17 protein-coding genes are annotated in these 19699 nt (G+C 71.4%); 4 read left to right on the top strand and 13 right to left on the bottom strand.

Annotation, left to right across the window (positions count from 1 at the left end; all coding sequences use genetic code 11):
* Positions 1-443: 443 nt before the first annotated feature.
* Positions 444-1523 (bottom strand): adenosine deaminase, encoded by a 1080-nt coding sequence (locus AAH979_RS23695; protein WP_346260319.1) that lies wholly within the window; start codon positions 1521-1523, stop codon positions 444-446.
* A 105-nt stretch (positions 1524-1628) separates the two neighbouring features.
* Between AAH979_RS23695 and AAH979_RS23690 the strand changes: the two genes are divergently transcribed.
* Positions 1629-2489: a putative RNA methyltransferase gene (locus AAH979_RS23690; protein WP_346260318.1), complete on the top strand. Its 861-nt coding sequence runs from the start codon at positions 1629-1631 to the stop codon at positions 2487-2489.
* 11 nt (positions 2490-2500) lie between these two features.
* Here AAH979_RS23690 and AAH979_RS23685 read toward each other — a convergent pair whose 3' ends face one another.
* The 9 genes from AAH979_RS23685 to AAH979_RS23645 form a co-directional block, all read right to left on the bottom strand.
* Complete coding sequence (locus AAH979_RS23685) at positions 2501-3181, bottom strand: DUF4272 domain-containing protein (protein WP_346260317.1); 681 nt, start codon at positions 3179-3181, stop codon at positions 2501-2503.
* A 216-nt stretch (positions 3182-3397) separates the two neighbouring features.
* On the bottom strand, positions 3398-4678 hold the full coding sequence (locus AAH979_RS23680; RefSeq protein WP_346260316.1) for a thymidine phosphorylase: 1281 nt from the start codon (positions 4676-4678) through the stop codon (positions 3398-3400).
* A 254-nt stretch (positions 4679-4932) separates the two neighbouring features.
* Complete coding sequence (locus tag AAH979_RS23675) at positions 4933-5637, bottom strand: cytidine deaminase (protein ID WP_346260425.1); 705 nt, start codon at positions 5635-5637, stop codon at positions 4933-4935.
* Between the two features lie 30 nt (positions 5638-5667).
* A complete protein-coding gene (locus AAH979_RS23670) occupies positions 5668-6945 on the bottom strand; it encodes an ABC transporter permease (protein ID WP_346260315.1) in 1278 nt (425 codons plus the stop codon).
* Between the two features lie 6 nt (positions 6946-6951).
* On the bottom strand, positions 6952-8415 hold the full coding sequence (locus AAH979_RS23665) for an ABC transporter permease (protein WP_346260314.1): 1464 nt from the start codon (positions 8413-8415) through the stop codon (positions 6952-6954).
* Entirely contained in the window at positions 8412-9980 is a 1569-nt protein-coding gene (locus AAH979_RS23660; protein WP_346260424.1) for an ABC transporter ATP-binding protein, read from the bottom strand. Before AAH979_RS23660 ends, AAH979_RS23665 begins: the two co-directional genes overlap by 4 nt.
* A 312-nt stretch (positions 9981-10292) precedes the next feature.
* The gene (locus AAH979_RS23655) at positions 10293-11357 is read right to left on the bottom strand and encodes a BMP family ABC transporter substrate-binding protein (protein ID WP_346260423.1); all 1065 of its coding nucleotides are present in this window, start codon (positions 11355-11357) and stop codon (positions 10293-10295) included.
* A gap of 338 nt (positions 11358-11695) precedes the next feature.
* Positions 11696-12037, bottom strand: coding sequence for a hypothetical protein (locus AAH979_RS23650; protein WP_346260313.1), 342 nt, complete (start codon positions 12035-12037; stop codon positions 11696-11698).
* Positions 12038-12161: 124 nt separating this feature from the next.
* Entirely contained in the window at positions 12162-13208 is a 1047-nt protein-coding gene (locus tag AAH979_RS23645; protein WP_346260312.1) for a hypothetical protein, read from the bottom strand.
* A 99-nt stretch (positions 13209-13307) separates the two neighbouring features.
* Here AAH979_RS23645 and AAH979_RS23640 point away from each other — a divergent pair, with 99 nt between their 5' ends.
* Both AAH979_RS23640 and AAH979_RS23635 read left to right on the top strand, forming a co-directional pair.
* Positions 13308-13913 (top strand): TetR/AcrR family transcriptional regulator, encoded by a 606-nt coding sequence (locus AAH979_RS23640; RefSeq protein WP_346260311.1) that lies wholly within the window; start codon positions 13308-13310, stop codon positions 13911-13913.
* Between the two features lie 212 nt (positions 13914-14125).
* The gene (locus tag AAH979_RS23635) at positions 14126-14842 is read left to right on the top strand and encodes a DUF305 domain-containing protein (RefSeq protein WP_346260310.1); all 717 of its coding nucleotides are present in this window, start codon (positions 14126-14128) and stop codon (positions 14840-14842) included.
* A gap of 78 nt (positions 14843-14920) precedes the next feature.
* Here AAH979_RS23635 and AAH979_RS23630 read toward each other — a convergent pair whose 3' ends face one another.
* The 3 genes from AAH979_RS23630 to AAH979_RS23620 all read right to left on the bottom strand — a co-directional run bounded on the left by AAH979_RS23630 (position 14921) and on the right by AAH979_RS23620 (position 18199).
* Positions 14921-15766, bottom strand: coding sequence for a sugar ABC transporter permease (locus tag AAH979_RS23630; RefSeq protein ID WP_346260309.1), 846 nt, complete (start codon positions 15764-15766; stop codon positions 14921-14923).
* 2 nt (positions 15767-15768) lie between these two features.
* The gene (locus AAH979_RS23625; protein ID WP_346260308.1) at positions 15769-16788 is read right to left on the bottom strand and encodes a sugar ABC transporter permease; all 1020 of its coding nucleotides are present in this window, start codon (positions 16786-16788) and stop codon (positions 15769-15771) included.
* Between the two features lie 106 nt (positions 16789-16894).
* Positions 16895-18199: an extracellular solute-binding protein gene (locus tag AAH979_RS23620; protein ID WP_346260307.1), complete on the bottom strand. Its 1305-nt coding sequence runs from the start codon at positions 18197-18199 to the stop codon at positions 16895-16897.
* A 229-nt stretch (positions 18200-18428) separates the two neighbouring features.
* On the opposite strand from AAH979_RS23620, the gene AAH979_RS23615 reads away from it, so the two are divergent.
* A complete protein-coding gene (locus tag AAH979_RS23615) occupies positions 18429-19505 on the top strand; it encodes a LacI family DNA-binding transcriptional regulator (protein ID WP_346260306.1) in 1077 nt (358 codons plus the stop codon).
* The last annotated feature ends 194 nt before the right edge of the window (positions 19506-19699 follow it).

Raw genomic sequence — 19699 nt, 5'->3', positions numbered from 1 at the left:
TCGGGATGTCCCCGCGATTTGACAGCAGTCTGTCTTTCTGGTGTCACCCAGGGTAGTCACGCATCCTGTCCGTGCTCTACTGCCATCGACCGTCCACAACCGGATGGTCACTGCTCGGCCCGCACCCGGGACCCGTACCGCAACGTATCGAACGTTACCGGCACGGGGAAACCCTACGCCCTCGCGTACGGTGGCTGCGTCCGGCTCCGGTGTCACCGCCAGCCTGGTACCCGTACAGCGCAGAGAACCTTTGCCCGACCGCTCCGGTACGGCAAGGTCGAAGTGCCGGATTACGCGATCCGTGCGGACCACCGAATGGCCGCCCGGACGACCGGACTGACCGGCCCGGCAGTTTTCCCGGCCAAAAGAGATAGCAGACCGGAAATCGTGCGACAACGCCCTCGCTCGGCGGCCGATCCGGACCGGCCCCATCGGTGCGACGGTCAGGACAGCAGCTTGGCGTACGCCGGTTTGATCACCTCGTTGATGATGGCAAGCCGCTCGTCGAACGGGATGAAGGCGCTCTTCATCGCGTTGATGGTGAACCACTGCAACTCGGAGTAGCCGTAGCCGAACGCCTCGACCAACAGCGCCATCTCCCGGGACATCGAGGTGCCGCTCATCAGCCGGTTGTCGGTGTTGACGGTGACCCGGAACCGCAGGTCCCGCAGCAGCCCGATCGGATGCTCCGCGATCGACGGGGCGGCACCGGTCTGCACGTTGGACGACGGGCACAGCTCCAGCGGGATCCGCTTGTCCCGGACGTACGCGGCCAGCCGGCCGAGCACCGGCCGGGCGTCCCCCGGGGTGATGTCGTCGACGATCCGCACCCCGTGCCCCAGCCGGTCGGCACCGCACCACTGGATCGCCTGCCAGATCGAGGGCAGCCCGAACGCCTCACCGGCGTGGATGGTGAAGTGGAAGTTCTCCCGTTGCAGGTATTCGAAGGCGTCCAGGTGCCGGGTGGGCGGAAAGCCCGCCTCCGCACCGGCGATGTCGAAGCCCACCACGCCGGTGTCCCGGTGCCGGACGGCGAGTTCGGCGATCTCCTGCGACCGGGCGGCGTGCCGCATCGCGGTCAGCAACGTGCCGACCCGGATCGGGTGCCCGTTCGCCGCCGCCTCGGCCGCGCCCTCGGCGAAGCCTTCCAGCACCGCCTCCACCACGTCGTCGAGGCCGAGGCCCCGCTCCAGGTGCTGCTCCGGGGCGAACCGGACCTCGGCGTAGACCACGCCGTCCGCGGCCAGGTCGAGGGCGCACTCGGCGGCCACCCGGCGCAGCCCCTCGGCCGTCTGCATCACCGCCACGGTGTGCGCGAAGGTCTCCAGGTAACGCTCCAGCGACCCCGAGTCGGCCGCCGCCACGAACCACCGGCCGAGCTCCTCCGGGTCGGTGGTGGGTAACGGATGCCCCACCGCCTCGGCGAGTTCGACCACCGTGGCCGGGCGCAGCCCGCCGTCGAGGTGGTCGTGCAGCAGCGCCTTGGGGACCCGGACGATGTCTTCGTAGCCGATTGCCGCCATGCACCGACCCTAGTAGCCCGGCCGCCCCGACCAGCGGCGGGACACCGGGCGCCGGAGCGGCGGACCACCGCCGGTCCCGGCCAGGTCGGGCACTATCGTGACGGGGTGCCACCCGAGGTTCTGCGCCGGCTCCGCTGCCCGGTCTGCGCCCGGCCGCTGGCCGCCGTACCGCCCGCCGCGGTGGTCGCGCTGCGCTGCCCGGCGGGGCACAGCTTCGACCTGGCCCGCCAGGGGTACGTCAACCTGACCGCCGGTCGGGCCACGCACTCCGGGGACAGCCCGGCGATGGTGGCCGCCCGGGAGGAGTTCCTCGGCGCCGGCCACTACGACCTGATCTCGACCGCGCTCGCCGACCTCGCCAGGGCGGTCGCCGGGCCGGCACTCCAGACGTACCCGGAACTGGTGGTGGACGCCGGAGCCGGCACCGGCCGGCACCTCGGCGCGGTGCTCGACGCCCTGCCCGCCGCCGTCGGGCTGGCCCTGGACGTCTCCAAGCCGGCGCTGCGCCGGGCCGCCCGGGCCCATCCCCGGGCCGGTGCCGCGCTCTGCGACACCTGGCGCGGGCTGCCGCTGGCCGACGGCGCCGCCGGGCTGCTGTTGAACGTCTTCGCCCCGCGCAACGGACCGGAGTTCCGCCGGGTACTCCGGAGCGACGGCGCGCTGCTGGTGGTCACGCCGACCGCCGAGCATCTCGGCGAACTGGTCGACCGGCTCGGCCTGCTCCGGGTCGACCCGGCCAAGGAGGCCCGGGTCGCCGGCAGCCTGGCCGAGCACTTCGCGCCGGGTCCGACGGCGGTGCACCGGGCCACCCTCCGGCTCGACCGGACCGGGGTGCGCACCCTGATCGGGATGGGACCGAGCGCCTGGCACGCCGAGCCCGACCGGCTCGACCCGCGGATCGACGACCTCCCGGAACCCGTCCAGGTGACCGTCGCGGTCCAGGTGACCGCCCACCACCCCCGCTGACCGCCGGCCGGTCAGGTGGAGAGGTCGACCTCCTCCCACCCGGCGGGCGGGTCGTGGAACGGCCCCCGGAACACCACCGCCCACTCCAGCGCCCACCGCCGCTGGCCGATCGCGTTGCTGTCGATCAGCCCGGGCAGCTCCAACCCCTCCTGCTCGGCCTCCAGATAGCCCCAGTCCAGGCAGTAGTAGAAGTCGAGTACGGCGGCCACCTCCGCCGCGTCCCGGGGCGCCGCCAGGGTGCGGGAGCGCCACTGGCCGAAGGTCTCCCCCGCCGCCAGGTTGGGCAACTGCTCCATCAGCCGCTCGTCGCTGGGCTCCGTCGGGTCGAGGTGCCGGCTCAGCCCGAGTACCCAGGCCAGCGCGAAGATCGCGTCGTGGTGCAGTACGAACGACCGGTGGTCGCCCCGGCTGCCCATCACGAACTGCCACTCCGGCGGTGTCACCTGCTCCACCAGGTGCGAGCCGAGCAGCCAGCTCATCCCGGCCTGCGGCGGCATGCCGAAGCACCGCGCCAGTACCAGGTGCAGTACGGCCGTCCGGGCCTCGATCTCGGCGGTGGGCCGCAGCTCGACCGCGTCGCCCGGCTCCCACACCAGCGGAAACTGGGGCGGCGGCACGGGCAGCCCTAACCGCTGCAACTCGACAACGTTGGCGGCCCGGACCGCCTGCGGGTCGGGAGCGGATACGGTCACAGCCTGGTTTCCCGTCACGTCGGAGTCGCCTCGGGCGCCCGCGGCACCCCCGGCACCGGATGCGGTGTGGACCCGCTAGTCGAGCCGACTCAGCACCCCGTGCTACCCCCCGGCGACGGAGGATAGCCGGTCGGCAGCGCGTACACCATGGCGCCCGGCGTGGCAGCCGCGCTGGAGGCCGGCCGGACAGCCCGCGGATCCCGATCCGGCCGACGGCTAACCGATCCGGTCGATGACCAGGGCCGGCAGGGTCGGCGGCTCGGCCGAGATCGACACCGCCTCGGCGGCGGCGGCCCGGGCCGCCGGAATCCGGCCCGCGTCGTCGGCCCGCAGCTCGTACAGCGGCTCGCCGGCCCGTACCGGATCTCCCGGCTTGCGGTGCAGCAGCACCCCGGCCCCGGCGCTGACCGGGTCCTCCTTGCGGGCCCGTCCCGCGCCGAGCCGCCACGCGGCGATCCCGATCCGGTACGCATCGACGGCGGCCAGGTAACCGTCCCGGTCGGCCCGGACGACCTCCACCTCCGGGGCGACCGGCAACGGGGCCTCCGGATCCCCGCCCTGGGCCCGGACCATCGCCCGCCAGACGTCCATGGCCCGGCCGTCCCGCAACGCCCGCTCCGGATCGGCGTCCGGCAGCCCGGCCGCCACCAGCATCTCCCGGGCCAGCCGGAGGGTCAGCTCCCGCACGTCTGCCGGCCCGCCGCCGGCCAGCACCTCGACCGACTCGGCCACCTCGACCGCGTTGCCGACGGCCAGCCCCAGCGGCGTCGACATGTCGGTCAGCAGGGCGACCGTCCGGACCCCGTGTGCGCCGCCCAGCTCCACCATGGTCCGGGCCAGCTCCCGGGCATCCGCCTCCGACTTCATGAACGCGCCGGAGCCGACCTTCACATCCAGCACCAGGGCCCCGGTACCCTCCGCGATCTTCTTGCTCATGATCGAGCTGGCGATCAGCGGGATGGCCTCCACCGTGCCGGTGACGTCGCGCAGCGCGTACAGCTTGCGGTCGGCCGGCGCGAGCCGCTCGCCCGCCGCACAGATCACCGCGCCGACCTCACCCAACTGGGCGATGAACTCGTCGTTGCCCAGCGCGGCCCGCCAGCCCGGGATCGACTCCAGCTTGTCCAGGGTCCCCCCGGTGTGCCCCAGCCCCCGCCCGGAGAGCTGCGGTACGGCGGCACCGCACGCCGCCACCAGCGGGGTGAGCGGCAGCGTGATCTTGTCACCGACCCCACCCGTGGAGTGCTTGTCCACGGTCGGCCGGCGTACCCCGGAGAGGTCCAGCCGGTCCCCGCTGGCGATCATCGCGGCCGTCCAGCGGGCGATCTCGCCCGGCGTCATGCCGCGGAGCAGGATCGCCATGGCCAGCGCCGACATCTGCTCGTCGGCCACCCGCCCCCGGGTGTACGCGTCGACCACCCAGTCGATCTGCTCGTCGGACAGCGTCCCGCCGTCCCGCTTGACCCGGATCACGTCGACCGCAGCGAACCCACCCACAGCTACCTCTTCCCCACTTGCTTGCCGAAACCACGGTCCTGCCTGTCGAGACCACGGTCCTGCCTGTCGAGACCACGGTCCCTTGTCGATCGCGACCACGGACTCGTCACCGGCCCACGGCCAGTGCCCACCGAGCCGGGGCCTGCCGTGCCCGGCGGAGGGATCAAGCCTGACCCCCCGGAGCCGGGCACGGCAGGCCCCGGCCCACCCCGCGCCAGGCCGACTCAGCCCGGCCACCGCGAACCCCGGAAAGATCAGTCGCCCCAACGCCGAGGGATCTCGACCGGCGGCTCCGCCTCACCCGCCCAGAACATCGCCCCGTCCGCGTCGACCACCACCACCCGGGGCGTACGCGCCTGGCCCCAGCTCACCGCCTCGGCCGGGTCGTCCCAGGTCGGCGCCTCCTCGAGTACCCCGGTCTGCACCCCTTCGGCGTCCCCGGCGGCCCGCTCCCAGTACCCGGTCCAGACCTGCCGCCCGCCCGAGACGTCCGGATGCACGAAGACGGTGCCCCGCCCCCGCCAGGCGGCCAGTTCCTCCGGCACCGGAGGCACCTTCACCGACGCCGCGATCGCCTCCAGATCTTCCACCCCGAACGCGTGCGGCAGCAGCTCCGCCATCCGCAGCGGCACCGGCTCCGCCTCGACCAGGCAGTCCGGCCCACCGTTCTCCCAGAGCAGTTGCCGGCACCGCCCGCACGGCATCAACGGCTCACCGGTCGCCCCGACACAGGAGAGCGCGACGAGCCGCCCGCCGCCCGAGGCGTGCAGCGCCGACACCACCCCGCACTCGGCGCAGAGCGTCACGCCGTACCCGGCGTTCTCGACGTTGCAGCCGACCACCACCCGGCCGTCGTCGACCAGCGCCGCCGCCCCGACCGGGAAGTTCGAGTACGGCGCGTACGCGTGCCGCATCACGTCGGTCGCCGCGGCCCGCAGCTTCGCCCAGTCAATCTCCATGGTCACGCCCCCATCCTGCCCCGCCGCTGGTCAGCCCTTGATGTAGGGCTTACCGTCCGCGGCCGGCGCCCGCACCTTGCCGACCAGGCCGGCGACGGCCAGCAGGGTGGCGAGGTACGGCAGCATCGCCAGGAACTCGCTCGGAATGCTGCTGTCGATCGCGCCCAGGTACGTCCCGAGCTGGTCCGCGAAGCCGAAGAAGAGCGCCGCCAGCAGGGCCCCCGTCGGGCTCCACCGGCCGAAGATCAGCGCCGCCAGCGCGATGAAGCCCTTGCCGCCGATCATGTTCTTGCTGAAGGTGTAGAGCGCAAGCGTGTAGGAGGCGCCGCCCAGCCCGGCCACCATGCCGGCGAGCAGTACGTTCCGGTAGCGCAGCGCCAGCACCTTCACCCCGAGGGTGTCGGCGGCGGTCGGGTGCTCACCCACCGAGCGGGTCCGCAGCCCCCACCGGGTACGGAACAGCGCGACGTGGATCACCACCACCAGGATCAGCGCCAGGTAGAGGAAGATGTTGCCCCGGAACAGCGCCGGGCCGAGCACCGGGATGTCGGACAGCACCGGGATCGGCCACGCCTCGAACCTCGGCGGCTGGTTGTATTTCGCCGCCTCCGGCTGCATCAACCGCTCGTAGAGGAAGCCGGTCAACCCGACCGCGAAGAGGTTGAGCACGATCCCCATCACCACCTGGTCGACCAGGTAGCGGATGGTGAAGATCGCCAGCAGCAGCGAGATCAGCGCGCCACCCAGCGCCGCCGCGATCAGCCCGATCCAGGCGCTCGCCGCGATGGTGCCGACCAGGGCGCCGGCGAAGGCGCCCATCAGCAACTGGCCCTCGATCGCCACGTTCACCACGCCGGACCGCTCGCAGAGCACGCCGGCCAGGGCACCGAAGATCAACGGCAGGGCCAGGATGAAGGTACCCCGGACGATGTTGACCAGCGGCATGAAGTTCTGCCCGGCCGGCGCCGCCGACACCTGCCAGCAGAGGAACGAGAGCACCACCCCGGCCACCGCCACGCCGAGCAGCGGCACGAACCAGCGCTTCGGCAGCCCGGCCAGCAGCGCCGCGCCGGCCGCCGCCGCGACCAGCCCGAACAGGATCGCCCCGACGGTGCCGTTGACGGACAGCGCCGCGCCGCCGGCATCCTCGCTGAGCGTGAACCGCGCGTCCGCGCCGGTGGCCAGCGCACCGAAGAGCACCGCCGCGACCAGGCCGAGCAGTACGGCACCGGCGCCGACCTTGCGGTCCCGGGTCCAGAAGCCCGGCCGTACGGTGACGGCCAGCTCCTCGACAGTCATGGTCGACATGTACGCCTACCAGCCCTTCGCCATGCTCGTGGACAACCTGGCGGCCCGGGCGGCCCGGAGCCCGAAGATCGCCTTCACCAGTGCCGGCGCGGCGATGAAGATGACGATCAGTGCCTGGAGCACGGTGACCAGCTCCAGCGAGATGCTGGCGTACGACTGCATCCGGTTGCCGCCGGCCTGGAGCGCGCCGAAGAGCAGCGCGGCGAGCGCGACGCCCCACGGCTTCACCCGGCCGAGCAGCGCCACCAGGATGCCGTCGAAGCCGATCTGGGCGATCACCAGCGGGGTGAGCGCGGTCGCGGTGCTGCCGAGCACCATGTTGGCGCCGCCCAGCCCGGAGAGCGCCCCGGCGATCACCATGACCAGCACGTACGTCCGGCCGACGCTGATCCCCGCGGTCCGGGCGGCGTCCGGGTTGGCGCCGACCGCGCGCAGCTCGAAGCCGAAGGTGGAGCGGTTGAGCAGCCAGCCGACCGCCCAGGTGGCGGCGACCGCCAGCACGATGCCGAGGTGCACCCGCAGGTCGCTGCCGAGCAGCCGGGGTAGCTGCGCGGAACCGTCCACCGGCCGGCTGATCGCGTCCGTCCGGTCCGGATCGTGCACGCCGTCCTGCACGATGATCCAGGCCAGGAAGGAGATGGCGACGTAGTTGAGCATGATCGTGGTGATCACCTCGTGTGCACCGGTACGCGCCTTCAGGAAGCCGGGGACGAAACCCCAGATCGCCCCGCCGAGCGCTCCGGCGAGTACCGCCACGATCAGGTGCACCACCGGGGGCAGCGGGAGCAGGAAGCCGGCCAGCGCGGCCAGGATCACCCCGATGGTCGCCTGCCCCTGGGCGCCGATGTTGAACAGGCCGCCCCGGAAGGCGAGCGAGACCGCCAGCCCGGTGAAGACCAGCGGGGCGGTGTAGGTCAGCGTCTCCGAGATCGGCGCGAAGACCGGCTGCCAGCCGCCGGTGCCGTTCGCCCAGGCCTGCACCGCCGCCGGGTCGAAGACCGCGCCCTTGAACAGGTTCGCGTACGCCTCGCTGACCACCGTCCAGCTCGCGTTGAGCGCGTCGGAGGGCTGGGCGGTGAAGTAGCCCCAGGTGGCCAGCACGTCCGGGTCGGAGACGACGATCAGTACGGCGCCGATAAGCGTGGCCAGCACGATCGCCAGTACGGTCACCGTGACGGTGTTGGCCGCCCAGAGGTTGTGCACGAACGCCTGGAGCAGTTGCCGGCCGCCGCCGTCCCGGTCGGTCAGCCCGTTCCCGGGCCCGCCCGGTGCCGTACCACCGGAATCGGCCGGTGCCGTACCACCGGAATCGGCCGGTGCCGTACCACCGGAATCGGCCGGACCGGCTGCGGTGCCGGCGGCGGCGGACGGATCGGCCGCGCCGACCCCGGCCGCCGTCTCGGCGCCGGGCCGCTGGCCGGCCGGAGACTTCTCCGGCGACGGTGACCCGGGCTCGTTCACGTCGGTCATCGGGTTTCCTCGCTACCAGCGACGTCGGGAGCCGGGGTCACCGGCCCGTCGGGGGTTGCGGTCTCTGCGGTGCCGCCGGTGTCGGCGGTGCCGGCTGTCTCTGCGGTGCCATCCGGTGCGGCGTCGGTGATGCCGGCCATCAGCAGGCCGATCTCCTCGCGCGGGGTCTCCGGCCCGACGACGCCGAGGATCCGGCCCCGGTACATCACCGCGATCCGGTCGGCCAGCCCGATCACCTCGTCCAGCTCGCTGGAGACCAGGAGTACCGCGGTGCCGATGTCCCGCTCGTGGATGATCCGGCGGTGGATGAACTCGATCGAGCCGACGTCCACCCCCCGGGTCGGCTGGGCGGCGACGAAGAGCTTGAGCGGCCGGGACATCTCCCGAGCGATGATCACCTTCTGCTGGTTGCCGCCGGAGAGCGTGCCGACGGCCGCCTCCGCCGACGAGGTGCGTACGTCGAACTCCGGGATCCGCTCCCGGGCCGAGGCGGTGATCGCGTCCGGCCGGAGCACCAGGCCGGAGCCGAACGGCGGCCGGTCGTAGATGTCCAGCACCAGGTTCTCGGCGACGCTGAACTCCTTGACCAGCCCGTCGACGCTGCGGTCCTCGGGGACGTAGCCGACGCCGGCCCGCAGCACCCGCTTGGTCGGCCAGCCGTCGATGCGCTGACCGGCCAGGCTCACCGTGCCGTGCAGCACCGGGCGCAGCCCCATCAGCGCCTCGATCAGCTCGGTCTGGCCGTTGCCCTGCACACCGGCGATGCCGAGCACCTCGCCGGCCCGTACGGTCAGGTCGACGCCGTCGACGGCCCGGACCGACCGCTCGTCGTCGACGACGAGTCCCGCCACCTCCAGCACCGGTTCACCCGGCGCGGCGGCGGCCTTCTGCACGGTCAGGTTGACGGTCCGCCCGACCATCAGCGCGGCCAACTCGTCCTCGCTCGCGCTCGGGCTGGCGGTGCCGACGGTCCGGCCACGCCGGATCACGGTGATCCGGTCGGCGATCGCCTTGACCTCTTTGAGCTTGTGCGTGATGAAGACGATGGACTTGCCGGACTCCTTGAGCGACCGCATGATCCCGAGCAGTTCCTCGGTCTCCTGCGGGGTCAGCACGGCGGTCGGCTCGTCCAGGATGAGCAGGTCGACGTCCCGGGTCAGTGCCTTGAGGATCTCGACCCGCTGCTGCACGCCGACCGGCAGGTCCTCGACCACCGCGTCCGGGTCGACCCGCAGGTTGTAGCGGGTGGAGACCTCGGTCACCTGACGGCGGGCCCGCCGCCGGTCGAGGAAGCCGGCGATGCCGCCCCGGACCTGCTCGGCGCCGAGCATCACGTTCTCGGCAACGGTGAAGACCGGGACCAGCATGAAGTGCTGGTGCACCATGCCGATGCCGGCCGCGATGGCGTCGCCGGGGCCCTTGGCCGCAAGCTGCCTGCCGTCGACCAGTACCTCGCCCTCGTCGGGCTGGAGGAGGCCGTACAGCACGTTCATCAGAGTGGACTTGCCCGCGCCGTTCTCACCGAGCAGCGCGTGGATCTCTCCGGGCTCCACCGTCAGGTCGATGTGGTCGTTGGCGACCAGCTCACCGAACCGCTTGGTGATGCCGCGCAGTTCGAGTCTCAGCGCAACCTCCTGGAGTGCGGGCGATGGTGCAGCCTAGCTGCTGTTCGGACCGGGTCGACAGGGTCGGTCCGTCGATCACTGCGGGCTGTTCGGCCCGCCCGGGCCGGTCTGTCGGCCCGTACCGGCTGGCGTGAAAACCGGCCGCCCCGATCATCGCGGAGATATGTCTCCACGACGATCGGAGCGACCGGATCGTCGGCGTCGCAGCCGTACCGGTCGGCCGTCCGACCTGGTCAGACGGCCGACCCGGGGTCACTTCGGCTGACTGGCCGAGGTGACCTTGATCGCACCGGAGCTGATGTCGGTCTTGATCTTGTCGACCTCGGCCTTCAGCTCCGCCGGCACCTTGCTGTCGAACTCGTGGTACGGCGCCAGCGAGACGCCGTTGTTGGCCAGGGTGCCGAGGTAGCCGGGGTCGTGCGCCAGCTTCTCGCCCTTGGCCGCCGTCACCACGGCGTCCTTGACCGCGTCGGTGATGTTCTTGACCACGGTGGTCATCAGGGCCGGGCAGTTCGGGGTGCTCTGGCAGCCGTCGACGTCGACCCAGATCACCGAGTACTTGCCGCCGGAGGCCTGCGCGGCCGCCGTGGTGCCCAGACCGGCGCCGCCGGCCACCGGCATGATGATGTCCGCGCCCTGGGCGACCAGGGTGTCGGAGACCTTCTTGCCCTCGTCCTGCTTGACGAAGTCGTTGGTGAACGACCCGTTCTGGGTCTGCTTGTTCCAGCCCAGCACCTGGACGTTCTTGCTCTTGGCCTTGTTGTAGTGGGCCACCCCGTCGGCGTAGCCGTCCATGAAGATGGTCACCGGGCCGATCTTCATGCCGCCGTAGGTGCCGACCTTGCCGGTCTTGGTCATCCCGGCCGCCAGGTAACCGGCGAGGAAGCCGGCCTGCGCGGTGTCGAACTGCATCGGGAAGACGTTGCTCTCCGGCAGCTTCGCGTCGACGATGCCGAACTGCTGGTCCGGGTTCGCCTTGGCGATCTTCGAGGTCGCCTCGCCCATCAGGCCGCCGACGGCGAGGATGAAGTCGCAGTCCTGGTTGACGTACTGGGTCAGGTTCGGCTCGTAGTCGGCCTCGGCCTTGGACGCCACGTACTTGATGTCGATCTTGTCGTCGGCGGCCTTGGCCGCCTCCAGGCCCGCCCAGGCGGAGGTGTTGAACGACTTGTCGTCGATGCCTCCGACGTCCGTCACCATGCACGCGGTGTACTTGTCGGCCGCGGCGCCGCCCGCGTTGCTATCGCTCGGTGCCTCACCACACGCGGCGGCGCCCAGCGCGAGCCCGCCCACCGCGAATACCGAGACGATCCGCATCCCACGCACAGAGCGCAAGACGGTCTCCTTCCCATTGCACACCGCCCACCGCGGTGGCAGCCAAAAGCCGGCCTGCGCGTTGCCGCCGGCTGTCCCACGTTACGGACGGGAGCGTACGCCCGCGCCTGTCCACCGGCCGACAATCGTGCCTGACTGTTGAACGCCCGTTACCCTTACGTAACTTCGGGGTGCGCGACATCACTTCCCGGCCCGCCCGGTGCGTGACCTCGACCTATGGGACGTCCCGTTTCGGCTGTTCCGTCCGGGAGGTGCCGCCGGAGCGGCCCCGGCCGGCCAGTTGGCAGCCCGGGTGCCCGGTTAACAACTCGGGCGCGGGGTTAACGCCAGAAGACCGCGACGGCGGCATTGACCAGGGTCAGCCCGATGATCGCCAGGAAGTGGCCACGGTTGACCTCCTCCCGCTTGCGGGAGAAGAACACCATCACGAAGATCATCAAGCCGATCACCAGCTTGGTGGCGAGCTTCGCCGGGGCCGGCTCGTCGCCGTCCCGCAGCGGTGCGGAGAGCCCGATCCCGGTCAGCACCTGGATGACGGCGCCCCAGAGCATCAGCGGGTTGATCCGGATCCGTCCGGTGGCGTACTGGGCGGCGGCACCACCCAGCAGCAGGGCGAAACCGATCAGGTGGGTGTAGAGGAGTATCAGCCGGAGAGGTTCCACGGCGGCCATCCTCCCTCATCGGGTACCCGCACGTCGTCCCCGGCCCGCCGCACGGCCCGGGGACGACACCGGGAGCGGCACGCCCCTTCCGGGAAGTGGTGGCTTCCCGGGGAGGTCGAGGGCACTACATCACCGAGACAGCACGATCATCCGCGCCGACGACGGAGGCGGGTTCGGCGGCGGCCCGCGGGTGGCGGGGGCGGGGGCGGGCCAGCGTGACCAGGAGCAGGCCGACGGCGGCGTAGCCGGCGAGGACCAGCAGCGGGGTGCCGGCTCCGGCGCCGTCGAAGAAGGCGGTCGACCGGAGCAGGGTGCCGCCGGCACCGACCGGGAGCCACTGGCCGACCTCGCCCCAGGGCTGGGGCAGCAGTTCCGGCGCCGCGCCGACCGCCGAGAGCGGGTTGCCGACCAAGAAGACCAGTACCGCGCCGAGCCCGAGACCGGGACGGCCCAGCACCGCGCCGAGCCCGGCGACGGTGGCCGCGACCGCCAGCCCGACGAGCCCGAGAGCGGCACCGACCGCCACAGCGTCGCCGGGCAGCAGGCCGAGCCAGCCCTGGAGTACCAGCGGTCCGGCGACGCCGACCAGCAGCCCGAAGCTGACCAGCCCGGCCAACCGGGCGAGCCGACCGCCGAGCAGCAGTACCAGCAGCGCCCCGAGCACCATGCCGGTCAGCGCGAGCGGCAGGAACCCGGCCGCGAAGCCGGCACCCCGGGGATCGTCCGGGTCGGCCGGTACCACGTCGACCACCCGGACGGGCTGGCCACCGGAGAACTGCCCGGCCGCCTGGGTGAGCAGAGCCGCCACGGTCGGGCTCGCCGCGCTCGCGGTGTGCAGGGTCGCGCCGTCCGGGCCGAGCACGAAGGCGGCGTACGCCTCGCGGTCGCGCAGCGCCCGGTCGGCGGCCGTACCGTCCGGCAGCCGGATCACCTCGAAGGCGCCCGGTGCGGCGGCGTCGAGTTGCCCGACCAGCCGGTCGGTGGCCGGCGCCGGGCCCGCGACGACCACCGGCAGGTCGCGCGGCTCCAGGTGCGCCGCCGGGCCGGCGAAGAGGGGTACGAGCAACGACTGCAACAGCACCACCGCCACGGCCAGCAGTACGGCGACCGCCAGCGGCCGGCGGAGGTGCGTGGGGGTGGGCGGCCCGGAGGGGGCCGATGGACGAGTCATCTCAGGACTCCTTCTAAAACGAATGCTCGTTCTTTTATTCAGCGTCCTCCCGGCGCACTCCGCAGTCAAGGAACGAGCGTTCGTTTTACACTGTGTGCCGTGCCACGCGTATCCGACGAACACCTGGCGGCCCGGCGGCAGCAGATCCTCGACGCCGCCCGGCGCTGCTTCCTGCGCAACGGCTTCCACGCCACCTCGATGCAGGATGTGATCGCCGAGGCCGGTCTCTCGGTGGGCGCCGTCTACCGCTACTTCGGCAGCAAGCAGGAGCTGGTCACCTCGATCGCCGAGTCGGTGGTCGACGGCGCGGACCAACTCTTCGCGGCCCTGGCCACGACCGAGCCGCCACTGCCGCTGATCGAGGCACTTGACCGGGCGCTCCAGTTCGTCGAGTCCCAAACCCGCCAGGACGGAGTCTTTCCGCTCGCCATCCAGGTCTGGTCCGAGTCGCTCCGCGATCCGGCGCTGGCCGAGTTCGTCGCGCGGCTGTACGCCGGCTTCCGGTCCAACTTCGTCGTACTGGCCCGCCGGGCCCAACAGGCCGGTGAACTGCCGGCCGACGCCGATGTCGAGGCGGTGGGTGCCGCCCTCTTCGGCCTGATCCCCGGCTTCGCCCTGCAACGGATCCTCGCCGCCGGCCCGGACCCGAAGACCTATCTCGACGGTGTACGCGCCCTGCTGGCCAGCAAGGGCGTTGAAGAGTAGGTAGAGCCGACGGAAACTGTCGGCACGGCGGCCGAGGTCAGGGCGTACTCGATCTTCCAGGGTCCCGGCGGTCGGGCTACCATCGGCCCAACCCGGGGTTGACGACCCGGCCCCGGCGCAGAGCCCCGGCTACGCCTCGACCGGCCGGCAGGGCGGACGGGAGTCACGCTGTGGTGTTGGCCAGGAGCGCGACCGGCGGCAGTCGCCGACCGGTGATCGTGTTTCTCGCGCTGGTGGAATCGGCGGCGGTGCTGCTCGCCCTCGGCATCGCCGGGATCGCCACCACCCGGGAGGGACGCCAGCCCGCCCCCGTCGCCGCTCCGGCCACCACGACCCCGGCTCCGGTGCCGTCGGCCCTGCCCACCTCGGCCATCGGCACGGCGCCGGTGATCCAGCCCGGCCGGCCGGGCGAGTCGGCCCAGGTGCTCCGGCCGGACCAGCTCACCCCGCCGCCCGGGGCGCAGCACAACGCGGCCGACATCCGGTTCGTCGCGATGATGGTGCCGCACCACGAGCAGGCGTTGCAGCTGGCCGCCCTGGTCCCGGACCGGGCCGGCAGCACCGGCGTGATCGCGGTCGCCGACCGGATCCGGGCCGCCCAGCAGCCCGAGGTCGAGGTGCTGCGGGGCTGGCTCCGGGACCGCGGCCTCGACTCGCTGCTCGGCGGGACCGGTCACGAGCACCCCACCATGCACGGCATGCAGACCCCGGAGGCGATCGCCACGCTCACCGCGACGACCGGGACCGACTTCGACCGGATGTTCGTCGAGATGATGAGCGCGCACCACCAGGGCGCCATCGCGATGGCCCAGGAGGTACTCGCGAACGGCGTCGACCGGCAGATCCGGGAACTGGCCCGGAACATCGCCTTCGAGCAGGCCGTCGAGGTCAACCGGATGCGCGAGGTGCTCGACCCGCAGTCGAGGTGAGCCGGCGCCGGCTCAGCACGGCCGCCACACCTGGAAGGTCCGGCCGTCCTCGGGCGGCGTCAGCACCGTCGGAACGGGTCACCCCTTGGTGCCGCCGCCGGTCAGCCCGGAGACCAGGTGCCGTTGGGCGTAGAGGAAGACCAGGCCGGCCGGGATGGTGACCAGCACCGCCGCCGAGGTGAGGTACTCCCACTGCGGGTTGAACTGGGGTACGAACTGCTGGAGCCCGTACGCCAGGGTGAAGTTCCGGTCCTCCTGGATGAACGCCGAGGCGTACGCCACCTCGCCCCAGGCGGTGAGGAAGGCGTAGAAGCCGGTGACCGCCAGCGCCGGGCGGGCCAGCGGCAGCACCACCCGCCAGAAGATGCCGTACGGCCCGCAGCCGTCGATCGCCGCCGCCTCGTCCAGGGCGGTGGGGATCGAGTCGAAGTAGCCCTTGAGCATCCAGGCGCAGAACGGCACCGCGATGGTCAGGTTGGCGATGACCAGCGAGGCCGGCGTGTTGATCAGCCCAAGCCGGGCCATGATCATATAGATCGGCACGATCAGGATGGCGACCGGGAACATCTGGGTGACCAGGAAGACCGTCATCAGTGGCCGGCGGCCCGGGAAGTTGAACCGGGAGACCGCGTAGCCGGTGGTGGCGGCCAGGAAGATCCCGAAGAGCATGGTGAACGCGGCGACCAGCACCGAGTTGCCGAACCAGCGCAGGAAGTTGGTCTCGCCCAGCACGTACGCGTAGTTGGCCAGCGTCGGGTCCTTGACCAGGGTGAGTTCGCTGCTCTGCACCGCGTACCCCGGTTTGAAGGAGGAGAGCAGCACCCAGAGGATCGGGCCGACCGCGATCAGCGAGGCGACGATCAGCGTGGCGTGCAGCCCCACCGATCGCAGCGGGCTCCGGCCGGTACGCACGGATCGGCTCATGCTCACCACACCTCGCCCTGCTTGCGCAGTGCCCGCCGGTAGAAGATCGAGAAGACGAGCAGGATCGACAGGATCAGCACCCCGTAGGTCGAGGCGAGCGAGTAGTTCCGGATCCCCTCGAAGGCGGCCCGGTAGGCGCCGGTCACCAGGATGTCGGTCTGGCCGGCCGGCTGCCCCTCGGTGACCAGGAAGATGATCGGGAACATGTTGAAGGTCCAGATGGTGCCGAGCAGCAGCACCGTCATGCTGACCGGGCGCAGGCCGGGCAGGGTGATGTTGACGAACCGCTGCCACGGGCTGGCGCCGTCGATCTCGGCCGCCTCGTACAGCTCGCCGGGGATGGTCTGCATGCCGCCGAGCAGCGCCACCATCATGAACGGCACCCCGAGCCAGATGTTGGTGACGATCGCGGTGGAGAGCGAGGTCCACCGGTTGGCGAACCAGTCGACCGGGTCGACGCCGACGGCGGTGAGCAGCGAGTTGGCCAGCCCGAACCGCTCGTTGAAGATGAACTTCCAGGCGAAGGCACTGACGAAGGCCGGCACCGCCCACGGCAGCACCAGCAGTACCCGGTAGAGGCCGCGCAGCCGCATCGGCCGGTTGAGCATGGTGGCCAGTCCCAGCCCGAGCCCGTAGTGGAAGATCACGCAGACCGAGGTCCAGATCAGCGTGACTCCGGTCCACTGCCAGAACTCGCCCACTCCGCCGGTGAGTACCCGGGCGTAGTTGTCCAGCCCGACGAACTCCCACCGGTTGGGGTTCTCCTTGCAGATCTCGCCACCGGTGATCGACCTGGTGCAGACCTCGGCGAGCTGGTTGGCCTCGGTCAGGTCGGTCAGCGAGAGCCAGATGCCGCGGACCAGTGGATAGAAGATCAGTACCGCCAGCACCAGCACCACCGGCAGCACCATCGCCCAGGCGTACCAGTGCTTGTCCCAGCTTCGGCGCAGCCGGGACGGGCCGGCGGGCCGGCGTCCGGGCGGCGCGGGCGCCGGCGCCGGGCCGGCGGTCAGGGTGGTCATCAGCAGCGCTCCTGGGAGGGAGCCCGGCAGGGCCGCCGGCCAGCGCCGGTCGGCCCCGCCAGGTGCCGGACGGGTACGCCGGCCGGGGCCGGCGCCGATGATCGGATCACATGCCGTACGACGGTACGACCTCGGACTTGTACTTCCCGGCAACCTCGTCCAGTGCCGCCTTCGGGTCCTTGTTCTGCACCAGTACCTGGGTGGCCAGTTGGTCGAGCGGGCCGAAGAACTGGCCACCCTCGGGGATCCACGGCCGCGGCACCGCCGACTCGACCACCGGCCGGAACGCCGAGATGACCGGGTTGTTCTTCACCGTGTCGAGCTCGTACGCCGACTTGCGGGTCGGCAGCAGGCCGAGCCGGTCGGCGAGGAAGCCCTGCGACTCCGCCGAACTCATGAACTTGACGAACGCGATCGCCGCCTCGACCTTCTCCTGCGGCATGCCGGACCAGACCACGTAGTTGTGCCCGCCGACCGGCGCACCGGCCCGGGCCGAGCCGGCCGGGACCGGGGCGATGCCGAGGTTCTCCAGCCCGCCGAAGGTCGGCGCGTTCTTGATGTTGTTGACCTCCCACGGCCCGTTGACGATCATCGCGACCTTCTTCTCCTTGAAGAGGGTCATCATGGTGCCGTACGCGTCGTTGGCGGCCGGCTTCGGCGCCGCACCGCTGGCGATCAGGTCCTTGGCGACGTTCAGCCCGGCGACGTTCTGCGCCGAGTTGACGACGATCTTCTTCGCCTGGGCGTCGACCAGGTCGCCGCCCTCGCCGTACATGAAGGGCAGCATGAAGTAGCCGGCCGGGTTGACGTAGACGCCGTCCACACCGGTCTTCTGCTTGACCGCCAGCGCGGCGGCCTTCAGGTCGGCCCAGGTCGCCGGTGCGGTGGCGATGCCGGCCTTGGTCAGCAGTTCCTTGTTGTAGAGCAGCGCGAGCGAGTCGGTCACCTGCGGCACACCGTACGTCTTGCCGTCGTACTTGTCCGCCGAGAGCGGGGTGGCGAGGAAGTCGGACTCGTCGCTGGTCAGCTCCGAACCGTCGAGGGCGTAGAGATAGCCGAGCGAGGCGAACTCCGGCACCCAGGCCACCTCGGCGCGCAGGATGTCCGGGGCACCGGTCTTGGCCTGGGCTGCGGTCTTGAACTTGTTCTGGGCCTCGCCGAACGGCACCGACTGGTAATTAATCGTGACGTTCGGGTACGTCTGGTTGAACTTCGCGACGAGTTCCTGGAAGGCCGGTCCCTCGTTCTTCGGGTCCGAAGTGTCCCACCAGGTCAGTTCCGCCTTCAGGGCGGCGGGGTCGGTCTTCTGGCCCGACTCCCCCGACGGGTCGTCCTCGCCGCCGCAGGCGGCGAGCGTCAGAGCAAGGGTCGTGCAGGCGAGTACGACGATCCCTCTGGCTGTGCGACGCATCTAGCGCTCCTAGTCTGCCGGCCGGGTATCGGCGGGACAGTAGCAAGGAGTTGCCGATTACGAAACCCCTTGCAAACCTCCTTGCAACAACCGGCGCCCAGTGGGCGCCCAGACAGGCCGACTCGCCCCCTTGAAGTTGCCTTTTCATCGGCTCAACCGCACGCCAGACCCCTCTGCAAGTACTTGCCGTGGCCTACGCAAGAAACGACTCGTGGGCTACAGTTCCGCCATGCGTGCACGACTGGCCGACATCGCCCAGCAGGCCGAGGTGAGCGAGGCCACGGTGTCGCGGGTGCTCAACGACCGCCCCGGGGTGGCGCCGGAGACCCGGCAAGCTGTCCTCACCGCGCTCGACGTACTCGGCTACGAACGCCCCGCCCGGCTGCGCAAACGCAGCGCCGGGCTGGTCGGGCTGGTGGTGCCGGAGCTGGAGAACCCGATCTTCCCGGCCTTCGCCCAGGTCGTCGAGTCGGGGCTGGCGCAGGCCGGCTACACCTCGGTGCTCTGCACCCAGACCCCGGGCGGGGTCACCGAGGACGAGTACGTCGAGATGCTGCTGGACCGGCAGGTCTCCGGGATCGTCTTCGTCTCCGGCCTGCACGCCGACACCGCCGCCGACACCGCGCGCTACCGCACGCTGATCGCCCGGCCGCTGCCGATCGTGCTGGTCAACGGCTACCAGCCCGGCCTGCCGGCGCCCTTCGTCTCCTGCGACGACCGGGAGGCCGGCGAGTTGGCCGTGGCCCACCTGGTCGCGCTCGGGCACCGCCGGATCGGCCTGATCACCGGGCCCGGCCGGTTCGTGCCGGTGCAGCGCAGGGTGACCGGCTTCAAGGCCGCGATGAAGCGGCTGGTCGGGCTCCCCGACGCCGAGTTGGACGAGCTGGCCGAGCTGTCGCTGTTCGGTGTGGAGGGTGGCGAGGTGGCCGCCGCGCGGCTGCTCGACCGGGGCGTGACCGGGGTGGTCTGCGGCTCCGACCTGATGGCGCTGGGCGCGATCCGGGCGGCCCGGCAGCGCGGCCTGTCGGTGCCGGCCGACCTCTCCGTGGTCGGTTACGACGACTCGCCGCTGATGGCGTTCACCGACCCACCGCTGACCACGATGCGGCAGCCGGTCACCGCGATGGCGGTCGCGGCGGTACGCGCACTGGTCGACGAGATCCACGGGCACGCGGCGCCGCACTCGGAGTACATCTTCCGGCCCGAGCTGGTGGTGCGCGGCTCGACCGCGGTCGTACCGGGGGTGCTGGACAAGCCGGTGGACGAGCCCCGGCCGCCGGCCGCCGACCTGCCGCTGCCGGTCTGAACCGGACCGCCCTGCGGAGTCGCCCGGCAACTACTTGCGCAAGAACTGCTTGACTCTTTCAGGCGCGGCCCGGCATCCTGCTCTGATCCGCCCCGCGTTCCACGCCCGACGAACGGACACCCCCGCATGAGTGAGCTGCCGGCATGAGCGAGCGCAGCGAGCGAATCAGCCAGTTCAGAGCGGATGTGCCTCAT

Origin of the sequence: Plantactinospora sp. ZYX-F-223 (assembly GCF_039649625.1) — a bacterium.
Taxonomy (GTDB): Bacteria; Actinomycetota; Actinomycetes; order Mycobacteriales; family Micromonosporaceae; genus Plantactinospora.
This window is presented reverse-complemented; position numbering and strand designations above follow the sequence as displayed.

Coding starts and splice junctions, on each gene's coding strand:
- AAH979_RS23695 (WP_346260319.1), bottom strand. CDS start 1,523: ATGGCGGCAATCGGCTACGAAGACATCGTCCGGGTCCCCAAGGCGCTG.
- AAH979_RS23675 (WP_346260425.1), bottom strand. CDS start 5,637: ATGGAGATTGACTGGGCGAAGCTGCGGGCCGCGGCGACCGACGTGATG.
- AAH979_RS23670 (WP_346260315.1), bottom strand. CDS start 6,945: ATGTCGACCATGACTGTCGAGGAGCTGGCCGTCACCGTACGGCCGGGC.
- AAH979_RS23665 (WP_346260314.1), bottom strand. CDS start 8,415: ATGACCGACGTGAACGAGCCCGGGTCACCGTCGCCGGAGAAGTCTCCG.
- AAH979_RS23655 (WP_346260423.1), bottom strand. CDS start 11,357: ATGCGGATCGTCTCGGTATTCGCGGTGGGCGGGCTCGCGCTGGGCGCC.
- AAH979_RS23645 (WP_346260312.1), bottom strand. CDS start 13,208: ATGACTCGTCCATCGGCCCCCTCCGGGCCGCCCACCCCCACGCACCTC.
- AAH979_RS23630 (WP_346260309.1), bottom strand. CDS start 15,766: ATGAGCCGATCCGTGCGTACCGGCCGGAGCCCGCTGCGATCGGTGGGG.
- AAH979_RS23625 (WP_346260308.1), bottom strand. CDS start 16,788: ATGACCACCCTGACCGCCGGCCCGGCGCCGGCGCCCGCGCCGCCCGGA.
- AAH979_RS23620 (WP_346260307.1), bottom strand. CDS start 18,199: ATGCGTCGCACAGCCAGAGGGATCGTCGTACTCGCCTGCACGACCCTT.
- AAH979_RS23615 (WP_346260306.1), top strand. CDS start 18,429: ATGCGTGCACGACTGGCCGACATCGCCCAGCAGGCCGAGGTGAGCGAG.